This is a genomic window from Candidatus Kryptonium thompsonii (genome assembly GCF_001535985.1).
Lineage (GTDB): Bacteria > Bacteroidota > Ignavibacteria > Kryptoniales > Kryptoniaceae > Kryptonium > Kryptonium thompsonii.
In genome coordinates, this window is record NZ_CZVS01000085.1 from 1 (window position 1) to 20,316 (window position 20,316).

The 20,316-nt window shown below is 38.2% G+C and carries 14 protein-coding genes and 2 pseudogenes; 12 read left to right on the forward strand and 4 right to left on the reverse strand.

What is annotated here, in order from left to right; translation table 11 throughout:
• The first annotated feature begins 12 nt into the window (after window positions 1-12).
• The 3 genes and pseudogenes from dmeF to AWW78_RS09740 all read left to right on the forward strand — a co-directional run bounded on the left by dmeF (window position 13) and on the right by AWW78_RS09740 (window position 4,385).
• Window positions 13-861, forward strand: a pseudogene (dmeF, locus tag AWW78_RS10795) (CDF family Co(II)/Ni(II) efflux transporter DmeF).
• A gap of 200 nt (window positions 862-1,061) precedes the next feature.
• Window positions 1,062-1,574, forward strand: a complete 513-nt coding sequence (locus tag AWW78_RS09735) for a DsrE family protein (protein WP_075426266.1) — start codon at window positions 1,062-1,064, stop codon at window positions 1,572-1,574.
• A 387-nt stretch (window positions 1,575-1,961) separates the two neighbouring features.
• Window positions 1,962-4,385, forward strand: coding sequence for a heavy metal translocating P-type ATPase (locus tag AWW78_RS09740; RefSeq protein ID WP_047133554.1), 2,424 nt, complete (start codon window positions 1,962-1,964; stop codon window positions 4,383-4,385).
• 79 nt (window positions 4,386-4,464) lie between these two features.
• On the opposite strand, the gene AWW78_RS09745 is transcribed toward AWW78_RS09740, so the two are convergent.
• From AWW78_RS09745 to AWW78_RS09760, 4 genes are all read right to left on the reverse strand, one after another.
• The gene (locus AWW78_RS09745) at window positions 4,465-4,899 is read right to left on the reverse strand and encodes a hypothetical protein (protein ID WP_075426267.1); all 435 of its coding nucleotides are present in this window, start codon (window positions 4,897-4,899) and stop codon (window positions 4,465-4,467) included.
• Window positions 4,900-5,580: 681 nt separating this feature from the next.
• On the reverse strand, window positions 5,581-7,734 hold the full coding sequence (locus AWW78_RS09750; RefSeq protein ID WP_075426268.1) for a ligand-binding sensor domain-containing protein: 2,154 nt from the start codon (window positions 7,732-7,734) through the stop codon (window positions 5,581-5,583).
• Window positions 7,735-7,876: 142 nt separating this feature from the next.
• Window positions 7,877-9,400: a TPR domain-containing glycosyltransferase gene (locus tag AWW78_RS09755; protein ID WP_075426269.1), complete on the reverse strand. Its 1,524-nt coding sequence runs from the start codon at window positions 9,398-9,400 to the stop codon at window positions 7,877-7,879.
• Window positions 9,369-13,691, reverse strand: coding sequence for a glycoside hydrolase family 99-like domain-containing protein (locus AWW78_RS09760; protein WP_075426270.1), 4,323 nt, complete (start codon window positions 13,689-13,691; stop codon window positions 9,369-9,371). Before AWW78_RS09760 ends, AWW78_RS09755 begins: the two co-directional genes overlap by 32 nt.
• 165 nt (window positions 13,692-13,856) lie before the next feature.
• On the opposite strand from AWW78_RS09760, the gene AWW78_RS09765 reads away from it, so the two are divergent.
• From AWW78_RS09765 to AWW78_RS09805, 9 genes and pseudogenes are all read left to right on the forward strand, one after another.
• Entirely contained in the window at window positions 13,857-14,699 is an 843-nt protein-coding gene (locus AWW78_RS09765; RefSeq protein WP_047133556.1) for a flagellin, read from the forward strand.
• Window positions 14,700-14,797: 98 nt separating this feature from the next.
• Window positions 14,798-15,097, forward strand: coding sequence for a flagellar export chaperone FliS (locus AWW78_RS09770; protein WP_047133557.1), 300 nt, complete (start codon window positions 14,798-14,800; stop codon window positions 15,095-15,097).
• 19 nt (window positions 15,098-15,116) lie between these two features.
• The gene (gene fliD, locus AWW78_RS09775; protein ID WP_047133558.1) at window positions 15,117-16,559 is read left to right on the forward strand and encodes a flagellar filament capping protein FliD; all 1,443 of its coding nucleotides are present in this window, start codon (window positions 15,117-15,119) and stop codon (window positions 16,557-16,559) included.
• Complete coding sequence (locus AWW78_RS09780; protein WP_075426271.1) at window positions 16,556-16,900, forward strand: flagellar protein FlaG; 345 nt, start codon at window positions 16,556-16,558, stop codon at window positions 16,898-16,900. The genes fliD and AWW78_RS09780 overlap by 4 nt, the downstream gene beginning before the upstream one ends.
• Complete coding sequence (locus AWW78_RS09785; RefSeq protein WP_047133559.1) at window positions 16,887-17,252, forward strand: hypothetical protein; 366 nt, start codon at window positions 16,887-16,889, stop codon at window positions 17,250-17,252. The genes AWW78_RS09780 and AWW78_RS09785 overlap by 14 nt, the downstream gene beginning before the upstream one ends.
• A gap of 3 nt (window positions 17,253-17,255) precedes the next feature.
• Complete coding sequence (locus tag AWW78_RS09790; RefSeq protein WP_047133560.1) at window positions 17,256-17,504, forward strand: flagellar biosynthesis anti-sigma factor FlgM; 249 nt, start codon at window positions 17,256-17,258, stop codon at window positions 17,502-17,504.
• Window positions 17,505-17,670: 166 nt separating this feature from the next.
• Complete coding sequence (alr, locus tag AWW78_RS09795; protein WP_047133561.1) at window positions 17,671-18,789, forward strand: alanine racemase; 1,119 nt, start codon at window positions 17,671-17,673, stop codon at window positions 18,787-18,789.
• A gap of 19 nt (window positions 18,790-18,808) precedes the next feature.
• Window positions 18,809-19,900 carry a mannose-1-phosphate guanylyltransferase gene (locus AWW78_RS09800; protein ID WP_047133562.1) on the forward strand — a complete coding sequence of 364 codons (1,092 nt, stop codon included), beginning with the start codon at window positions 18,809-18,811 and terminating at the stop codon, window positions 19,898-19,900.
• 62 nt (window positions 19,901-19,962) lie between these two features.
• Window positions 19,963-20,313, forward strand: a pseudogene (locus tag AWW78_RS09805) (septal ring lytic transglycosylase RlpA family protein); the annotation flags it as partial.
• Between the last annotated feature and the right edge of the window lie 3 nt (window positions 20,314-20,316).

Here is a 20,316-nt window from a genome sequence, read left to right on the forward strand (position 1 = left end):
ACATTATCTACAATGCTGGTTGAAATTATAGCTGGTTGGATCTATAATTCTATGGCACTGTTCGCTGATGGATGGCATATGAGCACACATGCGACTGCGTTAAGCATTTCTTTAGTTGCATACGTTCTTGCGAGAAAATATGCGAATGATAAAAAATTTACCTTCGGCACTTGGAAACTCGAAATATTGGGAGCTTATACAAGCGCAATCCTTTTGGGAGTGGTCGGTTTATTCGTTTTAGGGGTATCAATCGAGCGAATTTTCAAGCCAATGGAAATAAGCTATGATTATGCATTGATGGTTGCAACTGTTGGTTTAATTGTGAATATAGTCAGCGCATTAATATTGCAATATGGTCATGGACACCACCGTCATAATGACCAAGAACATCACCATCATCATGAAAAAGACCTTAATCTACAATCAGCATAACTTCATGTCATTGCGGATGCCTTGACATCTGTATTTGCCATTATAGCACTACTTGGAGCGAAATATTATCACTGGAACTGGCTTGACCCATTTGTTGGAATAATTGCTTCATTCTTAATATTTAGATGGACATTTATGCTTCTCAAGGATACTTCTGTTATTTTATTAGATAGGGGAATGGATCCTATGCTCTCTAAAAAAATAACAGAAATAATAGAATCTGATGGCGATAGTAAAATTAGTGATTTGCATCTTTGGAGGGTTGCTCAGAACAAATATGCTTGTATTTTAAGTATTGTTGCAAAAAATCCCTATCCAACAAATGCTTATAAAAATAGATTGAAAGGGATCAAGGAATTAGCTCATATAACTATAGAGATAGAGCACTGCGATGAGCAACAGGTCCCGACAACTCTTAACACATTGTAAATGCTAACTTACTCTGTTTAGTTTTTAATATCCCAGCGTCAGGATTGAGGGATAGGGTGGGCATTGAGTTGGTCTGGAATTTAAACTTTAATTTGCTTTTTACGGATTTATTTTCTACACTGCGAGCGTGGATAAAGTTGGCGAAGTAACGCAGTTATCCATGAACTAAAAACAAAATTAAATAAAAGGAGGATTTGGTCATGAAACGCGGATCACAAAAACTTGGCTATATATTTTTGCTGCTGCTTGCCACTTTGGTTGGCGTTCTATGGGTTGGATACGCCCAGCAAGCCAAGGAGGGACCGAATGATGCAGATGCGCTTAAGGATGTCAAGACGCTGAAGATTGTCTATGACATCAGCGCCATCAGTGAGCCAAAGATGCTGGTTTTGTACCTTAAGGCAATCGTTGATGCGCGCGATCGAGCGATAGCAGCAAAGGTGAAACCGGATCTGGTACTCACCTTTCGTGGCCCTGCACTCAAGCTCATTCAGAAGTCCGGTGCCGACGCTCCAGAGGAACAGAAACAAATTGCAGAACTGGTGGCTGACCTGAAGAAGGGAGGTGCAAAGATAGAAGCTTGCTATTTTGCAGTCCAAGTGCTCAATCTTGACCCCAAGAGCTTTCTCCCTGAGGTGAAGGTTGTAGCCAACACATTCAACTCGCTTGGGGGCTACCAGGCGAAGGGCTACGGCATCATTCCCGTGCCGTGAATCCGGCTTGCCTAACAACCGCCTGCAATAAACGACGCTAAAGCTCCATCGCAAACCAAAGTGTTAACCCGGTTGTTACAATCAAGCTGAGGTTGTTAAAGTTTTCACCATCTGCCTTTGGCGGAGCTTACATGCTCCGCCTTCTGCTATTATAGCTTCACCTCAAAACCAACCCCAACCTCAAAATCACCAACTATTGCGAAATTTGAACCTCGACAAGCAAATTTTTTGTAGGGATCGATTAAAAAAGATCAAAACTCTTACACAGAACGATAAACCTAAAAATTATATCCCATATGCAATGGCAATTTATGCATTTATCACTAAAGATAAGTTGAGAAAAATTTGACATTAGTATTTTTCATAGTAAATTATTTCTGAACCATAATGTCCTTTCAAAACAACGATTGGGAGGGAGAGATGAAAGTCACAGACCTTGTCTGTAAGATGACAATAGAAGACAGTGGAGCCGTTGCCACATCAACATATAAAGGCGTTACCTATTACTTCTGCTCAACACATTGCAAGAATAAGTTTGATAGCAACCCAGATGTTTTTCTTGTGGGAAAGGCTCCAGAGCCTTTAAAAACGGGTGTAATTTACACCTGCCCTATGCACCCTGAGATAAAACAAGAAGAGCCAGGCTCCTGCCCGAAATGTGGAATGGCACTTGAACCTGTAACTCCTCTCGCTAGTAGTAAGACCAAATGGACATGCCCAATGCATCCTGAAATTGTTGGGGATTCCCCTGGAAGTTGCCCCATCTGCGGAATGACACTTGAACCGAGGACAATTTCCATGGAAGAAGAGGAAAATCCTGAACTAATTGATATGACAAGACGATTTAAGGTTGGTGTGATTCTCACAATCCCGTTAATCTTTATTGCTATGAGCGATTATATTCCTTTGCTTCCACTAAGAACACTCCTTCCTCATGAACTCCTAAAATGGATAGAACTCTTCCTCGCAACACCTGTCGTTCTGTGGGCTGGATGGCCATTCTTTGTGCGATTCTGGCAATCTATTATAAACCGCAACCTTAACATGTTCACATTGATAGGACTCGGCGTAAGTGTAGCCTACATTTATAGTGTTGTCGCATCGCTTCTCCCCGATATATTCCCAGCCTCCTTTAGGAAGAATGGTGAAGTCGGCGTATATTTTGAAGCTGCAGCAGTTATCGTGACTCTCGTGCTTCTGGGCCAGGTTCTTGAACTGAAGGCAAGAAGTAAAACAGGCGCTGCAATCAAGATGCTCCTTGGACTTGCACCAAAGACAGCACGAAGGATAAGAGACAGTATAGAAGAGGATATCCCAATTGAGTATGTAAAGATAGGGGACTTGCTTCGTGTTCGCCCGGGAGAGAAAATACCTGTTGATGGAATTGTCGTTGAAGGGGCAAGCTCCGTTGATGAATCAATGGTTACTGGAGAACCTATCCCGGTTGAGAAACAAAAGGGGGATCGGGTGATTGGTGCAACTATAAATGGGACAGGTATGTTGATAATAAGGGCTGAAAAGGTTGGAGCAGATACTCTGCTTTCACAAATTGTTCGTATGGTTGCAGAGGCGCAGAGAAGCAAAGCACCTATACAGAAATTAGCGGATGTCGTGGCAGCCTACTTTGTCCAAATAGTCGTTGCTGTAGCAATTTTAACATTTATCGTTTGGGCATGGTTTGGACCTGAACCTAAAATAGCACATGCAATCATCAATGCAGTAGCTGTATTAATCATTGCCTGCCCCTGTGCACTCGGACTTGCAACACCAATGTCTATAATGGTTGCAATGGGGAAGGGTGCTTTAGCAGGGGTGTTATTTAAAAATGCGGAGGTCATAGAGTTAATGAGAAAGATAGATACACTCGTTGTTGATAAGACGGGGACTCTTACTGTTGGCAAGCCGAGACTTGTGAAGATAGTTTCATTTCATGGGTTTGATGAAGAAAGAATACTTTATTTTTCAGCGAGCCTTGAACGGGGAAGTGAACATCCCCTTGCGGAGGCAATTGTAAAGGCTGCTGAGGAAAGAGGTGTAAAGCTCAATGATGTTAAGAATTTTAAATCCATCACAGGTAAAGGTGTGACAGGTAGAATTGATGGACATGAAGTTACACTTGGAAACAAAAAACTCCTTGATGATATGGGTATTGACCCTGCTGAAGTCTTAACAAAAGCTGATGAGATGCGCGCCGAGGGGCAAACGGTGATGTTTGTTGCTGTTGATGGTAAGGTGATTGGACTTCTTGGCGTTGCAGACCCGATAAAAGAATCTACCCCAGAGGCAATTGATGCGCTCCATAAAGAAGGCATACGTATAGTTATGCTTACAGGGGACAACCGCATTACGGCAGAGGCGGTGGCAAGGAAACTCAATATCGATGAGGTGATTGCAGAGGTTTTGCCTGACCAAAAATCTGAAGTTGTTAAAAAACTTCAAAGAGAAGGACGAATTGTTGCAATGGCTGGGGATGGCATTAATGATGCGCCAGCATTAGCCCAAGCTCATGTAGGCATAGCAATGGGAACTGGCACAGATGTAGCCATGGAAAGCGCAGGCATAACACTTGTAAAGGGTGACCTCAGGGGAATTGTCAGGGCAAGGAGACTCAGTAAGGCAACGATGCGAAATATAAAACAGAACCTCTTTTGGGCTTTTATCTATAATACCCTTGGAGTCCCAATTGCTGCAGGTGTTCTTTACCCGTTCTTTGGAATACTTCTAAGCCCTGTATTTGCAGCCGCTGCTATGAGCTTCAGCTCTGTATCAGTTGTGGCGAATTCCTTGAGGCTGAGAAAAGTGAAAATATAAACAGTCGAAAATAATCAACTGCAGTATGCTTTTGCAGGATGCACATTTTTCTTCCTGAAAAAGAAACTAGATAAATCAATTATTTTCTTTTGAAGATATAATCAATTTCCATCTCAACTTCGCCGTTAGCTATGTCTACTTCATGGCCGGTGATTTCGTCAGCAGAGACCCATTTTAAAGTTAAGTCTTCAGCTGATGGTTTTCCCTCATTTAAACCTTCCCAATGAAAGACGAGAGTATTATCATCTTTCCAATTACCTGCGTGGTCATGGACCGCTGCTGTCGTAGTAATGGAGTAAAGGTGAACCTTTTTCTCCCAGCGCTGATAACCCCAAAGATCCTGTTCTACATATTTGCCCAAACCTTCAACATCAAGGTCCATCTCAGTGCGAACCCCAAAGCCATCAACTATCTCTTGGGCTTTCAGTTTTCCCTTACCCCTAAGGATTGCGCCATCAACCAATTTAACAGTCATTTCAACATCCCATGTTCCAACAAGTTTATCGATAAGCATGGTTAACTCCTGTGGTTGTTTTTCTGGACCCATATTGTTATTACCTCCCTATCTTTATTTATTAAATATTTGGTGTTGCAATGTAACGAAAGTTTTTATTAGTAACAAATTGAGCAAGGTGATAAACATTATTATGAATAAAATTGCGGGAAAACCTTTGATCGCCCTGAAGAAACACGTCGTCCATTTGAAAAAGGTAAAATTGAAGTTATTACTATCAGCGGATTGACTTCCTATCGCAAAACCTTTGAGCCCAGCTGACAATGGTCAAAGCATGTTAATCCTATCGTTGGTAGAGAAAGTTGCGAGAAATTCCATGTTAAGATCTTTCTTAAGGGCCATCAACGCATACTTGTGATTTTCCTTGTAAACTACCATCTGCTAAAAGCTTGAAACCACCCTTTTAGCCGGTGCAAACATCAACCAGCAAGGGGGAACCCTTACCTTTTAACCCCCAAGAGATTAAAAATATAAAGTTAAAGAAGCAAGCTTTAAACCACCCCCAAATTCCCAACCCTTGACAAGCAAAATTTTTTCTGATATATTGTTTTATGTAGGACGAACCAAAATTCGCTCTAAAGATGATAAAAGAGAAATTAGAACTTGCTCAAAACTCATCATCATTGAATGGAGTGTGAATGTACTACAAAGTTTGCCTTGCAAGCATTTCACGAAATGCCCCTACTTTACCAACACCATCTTCTTAACACCCACATATTTACCAGCCTCTAACCTGTAAAAATATACCCCGCTTGACAAACCACTACCATTAAACCTAACACGATACCTTCCAACCTCTAACCTATCATCAAGAATTGTCTTAACCTTCCTACCCAAAACATCATATACCTCAAGCTTAACATCTGTAACCTCAGGTATGTCAAACTCAATCACAGTCTCTAAATTGAAGGGATTCGGATAATTTTGATAAAGCGAAAATTCCCTCGGTATTATTTTCTCTTCTTTCTCGCCTTCCCCCTCACCACCACGATATACTCCTAATCCTCCTTCATATGTTCCAATCCATCTGTTACCCGCAGAATCTATAGCTATCGCAAGAACATAATCACCCGGTAGACCTGAATTTGAAGTATTATAGACAGTCCAGTTTACCCCATCAAACTTTGCTAATCCTCCCCACCATGTCCCAATCCATTTGTTACCCTGTTTGTCTATCGCTACCACAGTAACATCGTCGCTTGGCAAACCTGAATTTGAAGTATTATAAACAGTCCAATTTACGCCATCGAACTTCACCAATCCTTTGTTTGTCCCAATCCATTTGTTCCCCCATCTATCTATTGCTATTGCTCGAATAACATTACTTGGCAAACCAGAATTTGAAGTATTATAAACTCTCCACCTTACTCCGTCAAACCTTGCTAATCCCCATGCTGTCCCGATCCACTTGTTTCCATAAGAATCTACAGCTATCGCCTCAACCCAATCATCTGGCAGGCCCGAATTTGATGTATTATAAACAGTCCAGTTTACACCATCAAACTTTGCTAATCCTCTTCCTTTTATTTCCAAACCTCCCCGAGTTCCAATCCATTTATTTCCTTGCTTATCTATTGCTATTGCTGAAACATAATTACTTGGCAGACCTGAATTTGATGTTTTATAAACTGTCCAATTTAGGCCATCAAACTTTACTAATCCTCCTCCATTTGTCCCAATCCATTTGTTACCTTCTTCATCTATCGCTATCACAGTAACAACATCATCGGGCATACCCGAATTTGAAGTATTATAAACAATCCAATTCACGCCATCAAATTTCACTAATCCTCCCCACAATGTTCCAATCCACTTGTTACCCTCTGAATCTATCGCTATCGCAGAAATAGTATTATATTGATTTGGCAGACCCGAATTTGAAGTGTTATAAATAGTCCAACTTACACCATCAAACTTTGCTAATCCTCCTCCCCAAGTCCCAATCCATTTGTTTCCCTGAGAATCTATCGCTATTGCATTAACCCAATCATCTGGTAGACCTGAATTTGAAGTTTTATAAACAGTCCAATTCACTCCATCAAACCTTGCTAATCCCCATGCTGTCCCGATCCATTTGTTACCTTGTGAATCTATCGCTATCGCGTAAATGATGCTACTCGGCAGACCCGAATTCGAAATTTTATAAACAGTCCAATTTACACCATCAAACTTTGCTAATCCCCCATTTGTCCCAATCCATTTGTTTCCCTGTTCATCTATCGCGATCGCAGTAACCCAATTGTTTGGCAGACCCGAGTTTGAAGTATTATAAACTGTCCAATTTACGCCGTCAAACTTTGCTAAGCCTCCACTTGTTCCAAACCATTTGTTTCCCTCCCTATCTATTGCGATTGCATTAACACGATTATCCGGTAAACCTGAATAAACAGTCCAATTTACGCCGTCAAACTTCGCTAATCCTCCCCACCATGTCCCAATCCATTTATTCCCCTGTGAATCTATTGCTATTGCACGAACATAAAGATATGGTAGACCTGAATTTGATGTGTTATAGACAGTCCAATTTGTTCCATCAAACTTTGCTAGTCCTCTATCTGTCCCAATCCATTTATTTCCTTGTGAATCTATTGCTATCACCCGAACATAATTATTCGGCAGGCCTGAATTTCCCCTGTTATAATTAACCTTCTCACCTGTAAGCATGTTTAACTTGACTAAACCTCCTGTAGTGCCAATCCAAATATAATCGCCTTCAATTGCAAGCGAAAAGATGTAATTACCTGCAGTATAGTTAATCCATTCTGGATTTTGCGAAAATGAGAAATTGAAGGCTAAAAGAATGAAGAAAGGAAGTAATAAAATTTCCCTCCTCATAGCCGTTCTTCTTCTTAATTTAATTCCTTCTAAAATTTAAAAACTAATCCCACTTTTATCAAGTAGGCTTTAAAAAATTGAGTGAAGATCTCGGCAAAGATATTACTGCATTAGTTTGTGCAAAATTTAATAATCAAGAATGTCAATGGGGGTTAGCAAGTTTTTGAGCAATTGAATGTACTCTCAATTTTATAGCTTCATCCTCTGGGTTACGCTCAAGTATGAGTTTGTAGCAACTAAGAGCATCATAGAAATTGCCTTCACCAATGTACGAAAGCACCAAAACTTTAAGGGCGCTCTCAAAAAATGGGGAATTCCGTCGGTTTAAAAAATCAACCAAAACTTTGATAGACTCATCAAACCTTTTCAACCCAGCGAGACATGTTCCAAGGTTGTAGCGTATCTCGTCATCATCTTTAAATTTAAGCGCGTTTCTTAAGCTTTCAACGGCATTTTCAAGTTCACCTTCAACTTGATAAATCCCTGAAAGAATCTTAAAAACATGAAATGATGGCTTTAATTTTGAAATATATTTTATAACTTGCGTCACATTTTTATTCCCCTCTTTATATTCTTCAACAAGGAAATTTAAAAATGCTTCATAAAGTTTCTCATTTGGCAGAATTTCAGCAAGGTTTTCGTTTAATTTGTGATAATTCCCAAGTTTAAAGTAGCATATAGCTAATTTGAAGTGAATATCTCCAGGCTCGATGAAGGCTTCAATAGTAAGGTCGGAAGGTTTCCCCTTTAAAATGCTGTGAAGATTTTTCAGTGCTTTTTCAAAAAAATTTTTAGCAAGGATGAAATTTGAATCTTTCAAGTGCACGAGCCCGCCATGATAATATGAGCTTACTTGAACTGGTGCAAGTTTTATTGATTCAGTGAACCAATTGAGCGCTTGGGATGAATTACCCCTTTTGAATTCATAATTTCCAAAGATGTTGTATATAAATGCGCGCAGTGAATCATTAATGTTTGATTTCTCGCGCGGAATTGAAATTGCTTTTTTAAGATATTTAATACCTTCCTCTTGTTCTCCAATTAAAGTTTTCGTTATGCCAATATGGTAACAGGTATGTGCATCATCTGGGTTTTCTTCGAGTTCCTCAAGTAAAATCCGTAAATTTCTTTCATATTTTTTTCGCATTGTTTCATCGTCCTGACTGTATCCAAGGTGCGTGATTGTAATGTCTGTTTTAGCAAGTTTTCCGCCAAGTTTTAAAATTGAGGAGGAAATCTGTTCGTGAATTTTTCGCTCAAACTTTACACCGTCTATTTTTCTAAATAACCTTGGATATTCAGTGACATAGAGTTCACCGTTTTTATCTGTGCTGATTATTCTAACATAGAGACCATCAAAATTTAAGTTGAGATATTTTTTAATTTTCATCTCCTGTCCCGGATTTAACCTTTCATCGGCATCAAGGATCAGAATCCAATCACCCGTTGCATGCTTTATCGATTCATTTCTTGCCAGTGAAAAATCATTTTTCCATTCAAAGTGGTAAACTTTTGCGTTGTAAGAATTGGCAATTTCAATTGTCTTATCTGTCGATCCAGTATCAACAATTATTATTTCGTCAACAATATTTTTCACGCTTTCAAGACATCCCGCGAGGAATTTTTCTTCATTTTTAACGATCATGCAAAGTGAGAGTTTGGGCATTTTGAGCTTTATCATTTGTTTTTATTAATGGAATAAAAATTTCGTTATGCTTTGGTTTCTTTTTCTGAAGGAAAATTTCAGTTGGGGTTGAACCCCATTTTTCAACGAAGATTTTTTCATTTCGTTTAAGAAGATGAACATACTTTTCTCTTCCGTTTGCGGTGAAGCTTTTTGAACCAAAGTGATGTATGAAAACATCTTTAGCAATCACTACCTTAAACCCCGCAAGGACCGCCCTAAGGCAGAAATCATCATCCTCGAAGTTTCCAGGTGAAAATCTCTCGTCAAATCCTCCAATTGTTTCAATTACATTTCGTTTTATGAGCATACATAACCCTGCAACCCTTGGAAATATGATCTTTTGACCTTTGTTTTTGTGATATAAATCTTCTGAAAATTTTAAAAGCGAAATTTCATCAACTTCTCCTTCTTTCAAGTAAAATTTTTCAACGCCATCAAGTTTCTGTAAACCACTAACATAGTTGCTCATCGGAGCTACTATGCCAATTGTTGGGTCATCGATAATGTGATCAATCAAGCGTTCAATCCATTTATCTGTAACTACGACATCGTTATTTAAAACAACGATATATTCCCCTCTTGATAGAGCGATACCTTGATTTACAGCTTTGGGAAATCCGTAATTTTGCGGGTTGGCTATAACCTTAACAACTTCACCAGCGGTTGCGCTAAGCGATGATAAATAATCCTTTGTTTCATCAGTTGACGCGTTATCAACAACGATGATTTCATAGGGAACATTTGTGAACTTTTGAATGCTCTCGATCGCGAGCTTTGTGTACTTAATTTGGTTGAAAACGGGGATGATTATTGAAACGAGTGGAAGATGATTTCCTTTTGCATTGTTTAGCTGAATTATTCCAAATTTAGCTCTCTTGTTTTCAGGTTCTACCTCAAGAACTTTTTTATAGAAAAATTCGGCATTTTGACCATCGCCCAATTCTAAACAAATGTCCGCGATATTTAAAAGTGTTTCAACGTCATCAGGCTTTATTTTTAAAACCTCATGATAGGCGGAAAGCGCCCGCTCAAGTTCCCCTCGCTCAATAAATATATCAGCAAGATTCTTCTTAGCTGTTATGTTATTTTTATCATAGTAAGTTGATTTTCTTAGGTGAAAAATTGCCATGTTAACATCATTAATATTGTATTTCAATATCGCAATATCGTTATGAATTTGTGAGAGAAGTGAGCTAAACAAGTTTAATTTTTTCACTTCTTCCCTTGCCTCATTGTCTTTACCCTGATAAGCTAATGACCTAATGTTATGATAAGACCTTGAAATCTCTTTTATCGCATATCTCAGGGCAAGATAAAAATATCTTTCTGAAAGAGTTAAATTATTTTCGGAATACATCATTCTTGCAAATTGAAGCAAAGAGTCGGTTGTAAATTCAGATTCGGAATCAAGCGAGAAAAATTTTCTGCCTTTCCAATTTTTAGGGCTATCATCCCCATATACTGCTCTTTTTACAGCTTCAAGGTAGCTATGTCCGAACTTCAGGTCTGGTTCAAGATGATTGCTTTCTCCCCATTCGTTCCACGCATTTATGAAAACAATTCTATGTTCTGGCTTTCTATTTTGAACTCTTTCTATCTCAACTTTCAACCACTTTTCGAATATCTCAGGTGATGAATTTACCAAAATGTAAGGTTTGAGTCGTTTTCTTCTGGGAGTGTTATCCCAAGATGGGGTAACACATACAAATGCATTCGGAGATTGGTCCATAAACTCTTTGTTTATATCCGACATTAAATTGGCAACCTCAGCGTAATCAAATATAAGGCTAATTTTATCTAACGGAATCCCACTGGCTTTTAGGTAGGAAGTTGTAATTATGCTAAAAAATGGTTGAAATACAAGCTCACCATCAAATCCAACTTTTTTCCAATTTGAAATGCTATCTGCTGAACACTTTATTGAAATTAAGAATAAATCAAATCCGTTGTTCTTCGCAAGGCGTCTCCAAAGCTCGATCATATTCTCAATATCAGGAATCTGCCCCGGACGATATATCAAGAAAACTGGTTTACCTTCAATTTTAAAATATCTCTCATCCTTAAAAAATTTGAGCAACCAATTAAAGTGTTCAATATGATCCTTTGTTCCACCGTAGGTTTGTCTCATGATAATTTCATTATCAAGACCATCCCATCTTCTCGTCCAGTTTTCGTTTGCCCAAGCAAGACAGAAGGGGAATTGAGGCTTACCCGATTCTAATATCTCAAGCAGTGGTCTTTCAAGTAATAACTTTCCATCGAACCAGTAATGCCAATAACAAAATGCATCTATTCCATATTCTTTCGCAAGATCTGCTTGTAGCTCCCTTACTTCGGGAACTCTCAAGTCATAAAATCCAGTGTCGGCCGGGATATGAGGTTGATAATGCCCAGGGAAAAGAGGTTTTGATGTTGCAACCATTCTCCACTCAGTGAACCCTTTTCCCCACCATCTGTCATTTTCTGGAATTGGATGAAATTGAGGGAGGAAAAAAGCAATAACCTTTGCCTTTTTCTCTTTTTTCACTTTGCCAAGTTCTGCGCTGATCTTTTCAGTTTCATTTTCCTCAATTTTTCTCTTTTCAAGTTTACTTATAAATTCATCAACCGCATTTATAACTTCTTCAACGGGAATTTCTGATGCAGGTCCAAAATCATTGTAGATCAACTTTGCATTTATCCCGTTTGCGTAATTTCCTGTAAACGGTATATATCTTTTGAAATTCCGGTAATGTCCAAGTAATACTATCCCAGGTGTTTCAACAGCATTTGCGATATGAGCTGGTCCACTGTCAACACCTACAAACAACAACGAGCGACGTATAACCTCAGCTGTTTCAAGTATCGTTGTTTTACCGCATAGATTTATAAAGTTTAGGTTATATCTCTGAAGCGTGGACTCAGTTCCAACTTCTATGATGGGAAGTTTATACTTTTTTGAAATATGCTCAGCAAGTTTAGCCCAATTTTTATCAAGCCAATCTTTTGATTTCTCATTTGAAGAGCAATGGAAGACGATGTATTTTGAGGGCAAGTTTAATGAATCAACCCTGTCTTTTGCTTGTTTGGTTATATATACCTTTGGTTTCCCATCGATAGAAGGAAGCCCAGCTGAACGGGAAAAAGCAGAGAGCAAACTACCAAAATTAAAATAATTTTCCCCTGTTACTGCGACTTTTCCATTGATGTTGTTGAGTGGGACATTGCAGATAGGGCAAATTCTATTGTGAATATGGAGATCGATCGTTTTGTCAAAAATACCGTTTTCCTTAAGTTCGATCCATTCAGTTAAGCAATTTACAACGATGGTTTCATCTATGTATGGATTGGACTCAATTAGTTCTTTATATTCCTCTCTGACGCACCAAGCAATATGTGCATCAGGGTATTCTGCTCTTAAATATCGTGAGATGGGCTCACATGCGATAATATCTCCCATATGTTCAACTAAACCAACTCCAATTTTTAAGGGCTTGATAGAGTTTTTAAATGAGGACTCATAATCAGTAAACTTTAACTTTATTTCATCTACATTTATTTTACGCCTTGCCACCACAATCATATCTTCCCGTATAATTCCTGGCAAAACTTCAACGATATCAAGTCCTGCCCTGTCAAAAAGTAGGTATATGTTTTGCTCGCTGAATAAGAATAAATGCTCTTCAGGTTTAAACTGAAGCCATTCCTTCCCATCGCTTTTGTAATTTGGCGTTTGAAAAATGCAAATTCCATCTTCATTTAAAATTTTTGCGACGTGCTTCAGGGCTTTTATTGGGTCTGTGAAATGCTCGAGGACATCAAACCCAGCAACAACATCAAATTTTTCAATTGGTAATTCAACATCGGGAAACAACCCCGGGATAATTTTCTCAAGTTTAAATCTGTTTTTAGCAAACTCACATGTTTTTTTATCTACTTCAATACCCACAACATTTTCAATTCCATTTTCTTTACAGAAGTACAGAAATCCTCCGTGGGCGCAACCAATTTCTAACACTGATTCTGCGTCTGGTTTAAATGTTTTAAGAATTTTAAACCAGATTGGAATTCTATCTCTGAAATCTATTTCAGCTCTTTCTTGAATAGATGGGTAGCCGAATTTGTTTGCCACATAATCATTCCAGTATCCATCAAAGGTATAAAAATTTTCAAGTTTTTGTTGAGATGGCGTATCTTTTACGACGAAAGTTTTACAGTTTTGACATTCATAATATGAAGGATGAATGGATGATTTTAAGATTCCCCCACACCAGCATCTGTGAGTTCCCATATCTTTCAATCTATCTTTTTTCTTTTTTATCGGAATATTTCTTTAAAGCTTTAACTCCGGAATTAAAGTAACTTGCCGTACTATCCGATAAACAAATGTGAAAAACGCCAGGACATGGATGTCCTGGTAAATGTAAAACAAACAAAAACAAGGAGGTTATCAGCTATGGCATTCTCACAGGGAACACGCATCAACACCAACATTGCGGCGATGAACGCCTACAATGCCCTCAACGACATCAATCGTGAGCTTGGCGTTCATCAACTTAGGCTTGCCACAGGTAAGAGGATCAACTCTGTCGCCGATGATCCCTCAGGTTACACAATCGCTAAAAAATTACAAGCAAGAAGCCGCGGACTTGCTCAAGCGATAAACAATGTCGGCGACGCTAAAAATGTCCTTTCAATTGCTGAGGGCGGATTGCAGAAAATTAACGACTTGCTCGTTTCAATTAAAGAGCAAGTAACAAGGGCTGTGAACGGTGGCTTAAGTGATGATGAATTGCAAGCAATTGCAACGCAGATCAATGACTATCTTTCTGAAATTAATGACATTGTGAAGCAGACTAAGTTCAACGGAATGCAATTGCTCAGGGGAGCTGGCGGTGGAGCTTGGGTATCTGGTCGAGATTTCCAAGTTGGAAGCGATGCAGGAGATACGCTTTCAGTTAAATTTGATATAACCGTTGATAGAACGCTTATTAGTAGCTCTACAGTAGCGACGACTGATTTGACAAGTTCATTCATCACAACTGTTGATAATGCAATCAAAACAGTGACGCAACAGTTGCAATATGTTGGTTCTTTGATCAACCGTCTTGATGTTAAGGAGACAAATCTAGTTGTATCAATGACGAATACCGAAGCAGCTGCAAGTAGAATCTTTGACGCTGATATTGCCAAAGAGCAGGTGGAAGCTGCCAAACTTATGATACTGCAGCAAACTGCAACAGCACAGCTTGCTCAAGCGAACGCGTCTCCACAAGGAGTGCTTGCGCTGTTTAGATAAGTCAGCCAAGGTGATGGCGCCGAGGCGATAAATAATTAAACTCAGGGGTTGCCACTTGGCAACCCCTGTTATATTTAACATTAAATATCTAACCTAAAATGCCCGAGAAAAACAATTACATAGAGAATGAGATTTTAAATCTTTCACCTGTTGAACTTATTTTAAAAATTTACGATGTCGCAATTGTAAGCTGTAAAAAGAAAGATTCAGAGAGAGCAAACAAAGCAATAACTGAGCTTATAGCTTCGCTTAACTTTGACTATAAAGAAATCTCGCTGAGTTTGTTTAAACTTTACCATTATTGCCAATATGAAATAAGGCGGGGAAATTTTGATAATGCGGTTGAAATCTTAAAAGAACTTCGTGATGCATGGGCGAAAGCCTTTAACTTAAAGTAAAAAAGTAAGCGGTAAAACAATGTCATTTTACTTTAACACAAATAATTCGATAAATTCAGCTGATGCGCTGACTCAGTTGATTCAAATGTTCAAACAATCTGAAAGCAGTAAACTTATTAAACCAGTTGAAGCACAGAAAAATTCGATTCAAGTAAAAATTTCATATCTTCAAGATTTAAAGGCAAAGTTGGACTCCCTTTTGACAATTGTAAAGGATTTGTCGTTGTCCGGGACGAGCTCGAAGTTTCAAGTAAAAACAGCTGAGGTTTCAAATCCTTCGGTTTTATCTGTCGTCGCTGAACCTTATGCAACACAATCAACACATACAATTTTTGTTCAGCAACTTGCGAAAGAAGATTCAGTTCTTTCATCAAGGTTCTCAAACAGTGGAACGGAAATTTTAACAGCAACGGGTGAGGGAACAAAGACGATTAGAATCGTTGTCAACGGCGTATCAACCGATGTGAACATCACTGTTTCTTTGGGGGACACAAACGAGATTATTTTAAGTAAAATTGCATCCAGCATTAATTCAACTGTTTCTGATGTAAGCGCAACGGTTATACACGATACGAGTTCAACTTCGCGACTTGTGATCAAAAGTAAAAACACGGGAAGTCAGTATGCTATTTCTTTATCAGATGTTTCCGGAAACTTACTTGAAAGCATTGGACTTGGAGCAAGTGTAGTATCAACACGAAGCTCTTCAACTGATGTAAGCGGTGGTTATCTATATAGCGATGTCAATCTACTCGATGCTAAAATTATTGTTAACGGAATTAACATAACTCGTGGCTCGAACAAAATAAACGATGTCATTTCTGGACTTACAATCGAACTTAAACAGGTTCAAAACGCTGGCGATACCCCTGTTTCGGTTGCAGTTAAAATTGATTCAGCAAAGGTTAAGGAAACTATTGATTCATTCATCAAAGCATATAACGACTTGATGAAGTTTATAAATGACAAAACTAAAACCACAACGGATGGAACACGCTCTGCCTTCAGCGGTGATTATATGCTTGTTGGATTAAAAGCAAGTTTAAGACTTAAGGTGAGTGAAATGGTTTCTTCTGGAACTTTAAAGTTTTTAAATGATATTGGAATAAAAATAAATTCAGATGGGACGCTTACAATTTCAGATGCTGCGAAGCTTGATAAATTAATCTCCACAGATGTTTCGCAGGTTGAGGCTCTTTTCAATTCATCGGATGGGATTGCAGTTAAATTAAAGGATTTCATAAATCCATTTGTCCAAATAGGTGGAGTGATCGATCAAAGGGTTAATTTTGGTAAAGAGCAAATGGAACATATTGATGAAAGAATAAAGTCTCTAAACAACTTGATCGATCAAAGAGCAGAGAGCTTGCGGAGGCAATTTGCACAACTTCTGTCACTTTACAATGCCTTTACAAGACAACAAGCAATGATTCAACAATTAAACCAAGCTCTTGTAATATGATCCAAGAGATAAAAAACATATCGACAACTCAACCAGTTCAACAAAATAAGTTGGAATTAAATGAAGCAAAAATTACAATGGGCGAAGAGATTGTAAATGGGGACAAGGTAAGTTTATCAGCTGAGGAAATTGAGGGCATTATAAAGGAATTGAATCAGTTTATTCAGATTTTCAATACGAAGATAGCTTTTGAGATTGACAAAGAGACGAAAAAGACAATTTTAAGGATCGTTGATGTTGAAACAAATGAAGTAATTCGCCAGATACCCCCTGAGGAGCTCTTGAAGATTTCAAGAAGAATAAGTGAATTACTTGGATTAATAATAAATGAAAAAATTTAACTCAAATACTCAACTTGTTCAACTAATCTTTGATAAGCTCAAGGAAATTTTAGAATTGACGCTTTTAATTCGGGAGATGATAGTTAAAGAAGAATTAGAAACTTTGCCCGATCACCTTTCAAGACGCGAACAGAAAATTGAAGAATTATCTGAATTTCTAAATGAGTTCAAAAAGGTAAAGGACAAGACTATGGATCCACAGCGAATTCGGCTTGAAATCAACGCCATTCTTGACGAGGTATTAAAGATTGACGCTGAAAATGCCGATAATATAAGGGAAAAGATGAAGAGAATATCTGAGGAATTAAACAGGTTGATTGAACGAAGAAAAATTTTAAATTATTTGAGGTAAATAATGCGAATAAATGAAATAGGTGGTAAAATATCCCTACCAGAGGAAAACGGTGGGAAAAAAGCACAAAAAACGGAAGGTAAAAAGGATAAAATTGAAATTTCAAGCGAAGCAAAAGAACTTTATGAGTTGAAGAGAGCTGAAAAAATTGAAAATGTTAAGAGAAAAATCGAACTTGGTTTTTACAACTCCGACGCTGTTATTGATAAGGTTGCTGAAAAAATTTACGAGCATTTTAAAAGCAATAGATAAATCTCTCGAATTGCTCTAATCAAAGCACCCCCCACTATGATTCAATTTCCCGCCCCCAAGCTTTTTGCTTGGGGGTTTTTATTTTTATTTGAAAATTTAAATTGTTCCATCTATATTTTTACCTGAATTCAAAAAGCCAAATTAGAATTTTGGAGAGAATTTTTGAATGGAATTGGGCAGACCGACAAGAGCGGAGGTCAATCTTTCTGCGTTTGAATTTAATTTCAATCAAGTTAGAAAGCTCGTCGGGGGTAAAACCAAGATAATGGCAGTTGTTAAAGCAAATGCTTATGGGCATGGCGCTGTTGAAATATCGAAATTAGCTGTTTCACTTGGTGCTGATTATCTTGGGGTTGCAATACCTGAAGAAGGGGTTGAATTGAGAAGAAACGGAATTGATGTGCCAATTCTCGTTTTTACACCACCGTTCGAGCATCAACTTGAGCTTTTTTTCAAGTATGAGCTAACCCCAACAATTACTTCATTTGAAGAAGCAAATAAATTTAACTCTTTATCTGAGAAATTTGGGAAAAGGATAAAATGTCACATTAAAGTCGATACGGGAATGGGAAGAATTGGGGTAAACTATAAAGATGCCTTTGAGTTTGTCAAAAGGATTTATCACGAATTTAAAAATCTTTACATTGAGGGAATTTATACGCATTTTGCTACATCTGATGAAAAGGATAAATCTTTCGCTTATCTTCAATTTGAAAGGTTTACAGGGTTAATAAAAGAACTTAACTCAGCTCGGATTGAGATCCCCCTAAAGCACTGTGCAAATTCTGGGGCAATACTTGATATGCCAGAAACATATCTTGATATGGTTAGACCTGGAGTTATGCTTTATGGCTATTACCCTTCGCTTGATGTTTTAAACAAGATTGAACTTAAACCCGTTATGACTTTGAAATCAAAAATTGCATTCATCAAGGAAATTGAATCGGGAACAAGTATAAGTTATGGGCGACGATTTATCGCAAAGGAAAAAACAAAGATTGTAACAATACCGATTGGATATGCAGATGGTTATAGGCGTTCGCTTACAAATCTCGGAAAAGTTGAAATAAAAGGTAAACTTTTTCCTGTTGTTGGAACTGTAACGATGGATCAAATTATGGTTGATGTGGGCTTAAACACAGATGTAAAAGTTGGGGATGATGTAATTTTATTTGGAAATGAAAATTTGACGGCGTGGGATGTTGCGAAATTGCTTGGCACTATACCTTATGAGATTTGCTGTAATATTTCTGCGAGGGTGCCAAGGGTCTATGTAAGAAATTAAAAACAAAATGGATAGAATTATGTCAAAAGCATTTGCGGTTATAATGGCAGGCGGGGTGGGATCAAGATTCTGGCCCAAGAGCAGAGCTAAAAAACCAAAACAATTTTTGAATATCCTATCTTCAAAATCTCTCATTGAGCAAACAATAGAAAGAGTTAACCATCTTATCCCCGAGGAAAATATATTCATCGTTTCGAACAAGAATCAAACCGCTGAGCTTGTCCAAGTTTTACCTAAATTTCCAATTAAAAATATAATCCTTGAGCCACTTTCTAAAAACACTGCCCCGTGCATTGGTCTTGCAAGCCTGTTTATACGAAGGGAACAACCCGATGCTGTGATGGTCGTTTTGCCTTCGGATCATTTAATAACAGATCAAGAAAAATTTCTTAACACATTAGAAATCGGGATTGAAACCGCTTATAAGACGGGTGGACTAATTACCATAGGAATTCAACCAACCTACCCATCAACTGGTTACGGTTATATTCAATTTATCGAGGATGAAGAGAGTGAAATCTCTGGAAAAGGGGTTTACAAAGTTAAAACCTTTGCTGAGAAACCAGACTTTGAAACGGCTAAGAAGTTTTTAGAAAGCGGGGATTTCCTTTGGAATAGTGGAATGTTTATATGGCGAGTTGATGTAATTCTTGATGAAATTAAGATACACTTGCCAGACATTTATGATGAACTCATGAAGATTGATGAAGCAATTGGAAACGATGATTTTAAAACAGTGCTTGATCAAGCATACGGAAGAATGAGGGCAATTTCAATTGATTATGGCGTCATGGAAAAGACGAATCGTGCTTATGTCATAAAAGCAAACTTTGGTTGGAGCGATGTTGGGAGTTGGGAAGAAGTTTATAATCTTGCTCCGAAGGATGAAAACGGTAACTACATTGCTTCAAACAAAGAGAAAGTGGTCTTGATTGATGTGAAAAATTGTTTGATTGAGGGTAATAAAGCTCTCATTGCAATGATTGGCGTTGAAGATTTAATAGTTGTAAGTACCGAAGACGCCATTTTAATTTGCAAACGCGATAGAGCTCAGGATGTGAGAAATGTTGTGAATTACCTTAAACGAAAAAATATGGAAAAGTATTTATGAAAGGTTTGAGAGTTTGCGCTGTTATCTTTGCATTTTTGCTTGATTCATGTGCTAGTGCTGTTCGTTATTCAACGCAGGATACCGTATTTAAAAATTCTGAAAAAGTTCAAATCGGGGTAGCTTCATATTATGGCGCGGAATTTCACGGAAGACCCACAACAAGTGGTGAAATTTATGATATGAATGCTTTGACCGCAGCCCATCCTTCACTTCCCTTGGGGACGCTTGTCAAAGTTACAAATCTTGCAAATAATAAAAGCGTGATTGTGCGGATAAACGATAGAGGTCCATTCAAGAAGAATAGAATAATCGATGTTTCATATGAGGCAGCTAAACAACTTGGCTTTTTAAACGATGGGACAGCGCTTGTAAAAATTGAGGTTATATCACTTCCGCAAGATGAGCAAAAGAATTAG